The sequence below is a fragment of the Oligella ureolytica DSM 18253 genome (assembly GCF_000373745.1).
Classification (GTDB): Bacteria; Pseudomonadota; Gammaproteobacteria; order Burkholderiales; family Burkholderiaceae_B; genus Oligella; species Oligella ureolytica.
Window position 1 is genome coordinate 1 of the sequence record NZ_KB892355.1, and the last position, 2,397, is coordinate 2,397.

2 protein-coding genes and 1 pseudogene are annotated in these 2,397 nt (G+C 47.9%); 2 read left to right on the top strand and 1 reads right to left on the bottom strand.

Features of this window, described 5'->3' with window-relative positions; genetic code table 11:
- A pseudogene (locus tag B092_RS16165) lies at nucleotides 1-94 on the top strand (IS200/IS605 family transposase); the annotation flags it as partial.
- On the opposite strand, the gene B092_RS0112430 reads toward B092_RS16165, so the two are convergent.
- Entirely contained in the window at nucleotides 89-289 is a 201-nt protein-coding gene (locus B092_RS0112430) for a phasin family protein (RefSeq protein ID WP_018575551.1), read from the bottom strand. The pseudogene B092_RS16165 and the gene B092_RS0112430 overlap by 6 nt on opposite strands.
- Before the next feature lie 156 nt (nucleotides 290-445).
- On the opposite strand from B092_RS0112430, the gene B092_RS14490 reads away from it, so the two are divergent.
- Nucleotides 446-2,116 (top strand): methyl-accepting chemotaxis protein, encoded by a 1,671-nt coding sequence (locus B092_RS14490; RefSeq protein ID WP_018575552.1) that lies wholly within the window; start codon nucleotides 446-448, stop codon nucleotides 2,114-2,116.
- Nucleotides 2,117-2,397: the final 281 nt, after the last annotated feature.

Here is a 2,397-nt window from a genome sequence, read left to right on the forward strand (position 1 = left end):
TAAATACCGCCGTGACGTATTTACAAAAGCCATCCTTAACGGCCTTCAGGAAATTTTCGCTAGTGTGTGCGCTGATTTTGAGGCCGAGTTAGTGGACTTGGAGTTGACCGACTTTTTGTGATTGGGCGGCCACTTCGTCTAAAGAAGATTTGAACAACTCAATATTCAAATTCACTAATTTTTCTAAGCTGGCAAATAAATGGTTCTGCGCCGTCATCACGTTTTCTATGTTGCGCTGTTGTTTTTCTATGAGTTGCTGAGGAGAAGGGGTTAAAGGTGCTTTGCTCATTTTGGATCCTGACTATAAGTAAATATACAGATGAAGGTTCGTATTTACCTGTACCGCGGGGTTTATGCACCTTCATGTTGCATTAAATACCATTATTCTACTTTTTACGCAATTGATGTATAATAAATATAACTAAATATTTACAGGTGTGAGTGTATGTTTAATCGTTTTAATCTTAGCCAGCGCTTTTTAGGCACGACCGCCGCTTACTGGCTAATTTTTATTTTGGCCATGCTAACCGGCGTTTTAGGTTTAATGCAGGCTAAAGATATCTTATTTCGTGTGCACGAAGAACGCATGAAAACGGTAGATGTGTTGAATCAGATGCAGGATCATCATTACAAAAGTCGTCTGAATCTTATTATTAGCTTTCAGCATGATCCGGACTCACCGCTGGTGGTGCTTCATGATCACCCACTTAGCGACCACATCAACGATGTGCGTGCCAACATACAAGCCACCGCCGGTGCTTATGCAAGCTTAAAAAATCGCAGCATGGAGTCTCAAGAAGGCGTCTTATTTGAACAGTTAGCCAAAGCAAATGCCCAATGGCAAAAACAAGTAGAAGACACTCTAGAGCGTTTAGAGAAAAACGACTATAGCGCCGCCAGTATGCAAGCCGCTGCAGTCGCCGGTCGTACCGAAGGCGAGCAAGTGCTCTCGGCGTTAAATAAATTAATCCAATACCAATCCGAGCACGCCAACCAAGAGTACGCCCAAGCCGATCAGCGTTATAAAAACACCTTGATCTTTTTTGCTTTGATTGTGCTGCTAGGCGCTTTGCCCGTGACCTGGTTGATGATTTTGAACTTGCGTCGCATGTCCCAAGGCTTTCATTCCGTGGAAACCACCGCCCAAGCCATTGCCAAAGGCGACTTAACCCAACGCATTTATCTGGACGGCAAAGACGAAGTCACCCAGCTGCTCACGCAAATGCAAGCCATGCAGCAAAATTTACGCCAGCTGATCTCCCGTATTAATCACAGCGCCAATGAAATTTATGGCGTGTCCAATCAAGTAGCCCAAGGTTCTACCTTGTTAGCCGAACGTACCGACCAACAAGCGGCTTCTTTACAAGAAACTTCCAGTGCCACCGAAGAGCTCACCACCACCGTACAGCAAAACGCCGCCAATGCCCGAGAAGCCGAAATCATGTCCGGTCAGGCCGCTGCCGTGGCACGTCAGGGCGGAGACACCGTTAATAATGTGATCAGCACCATGGATGAGATTACCGAAGCCTCGAACAAAATCTCCGACATCGTTAACATTATTGATAGCATTGCGTTTCAAACCAATATTTTGGCGCTGAATGCGGCCGTAGAGGCCGCCCGTGCCGGTGAACAGAGGCGAGGCTTTGCGGTGGTGGCCTCTGAAGTACGTGCTTTAGCACAGCGCTCCGCGTCGGCTGCCCACGAGGTCAAAGAGTTAATAGAAAGCTCGGTCAATATCGTCAACAACAGCAGCGCTCACGTTAGCCAAGCCGGGCAAATTATGACGGAAATTGTGTCTAACAACGAACGCATGATGAGTTTGGTGCAGGAAATTTCCGCTGCCAGCCAAGAACAATCCATTGGGCTCAATGAAATTAACCAAGCCGTCTCCCTCATGGACGAGGCCACCCACCAGAACGTGACCTTGGTAGAACAAACCACCCAAGCCTCCGGCATTTTACGCAATCAGTCCGACCAACTACTGAACTACGTCTCCGCCTTTAATATAGGCCATACCGTGGAGTTAGAAACCGAGTCGTATGCTAGCGACGAAGCCGAACAAACGGCTCGTCATGCTCCTCAGCTGAATGCCTCACGGGCACGCATCACGCATTAAACACCCAACTAATTAATCACCGCCGGCTCAGCCGGCTCCTAGCCTTACAATTCCTTAGATTCCTTCTCTATAAGCCGGAAACGCTTCTGCTTATACTACTTCAAGGTGCTTTAGCCTAAGCTTATTAATTATCTGTGGGAGCTTGAGAATGTCTAGAACCATTGACATCCTCCCCCGCCTAAAGGCCGGGGATTCCTACGGCGTTCAGGCGCCTATCGCCTGACTCGCTTCGGTGGGTTCTTGGCCCGACGCCCTTACCTACAGGCGAAGTCTCTGCACAA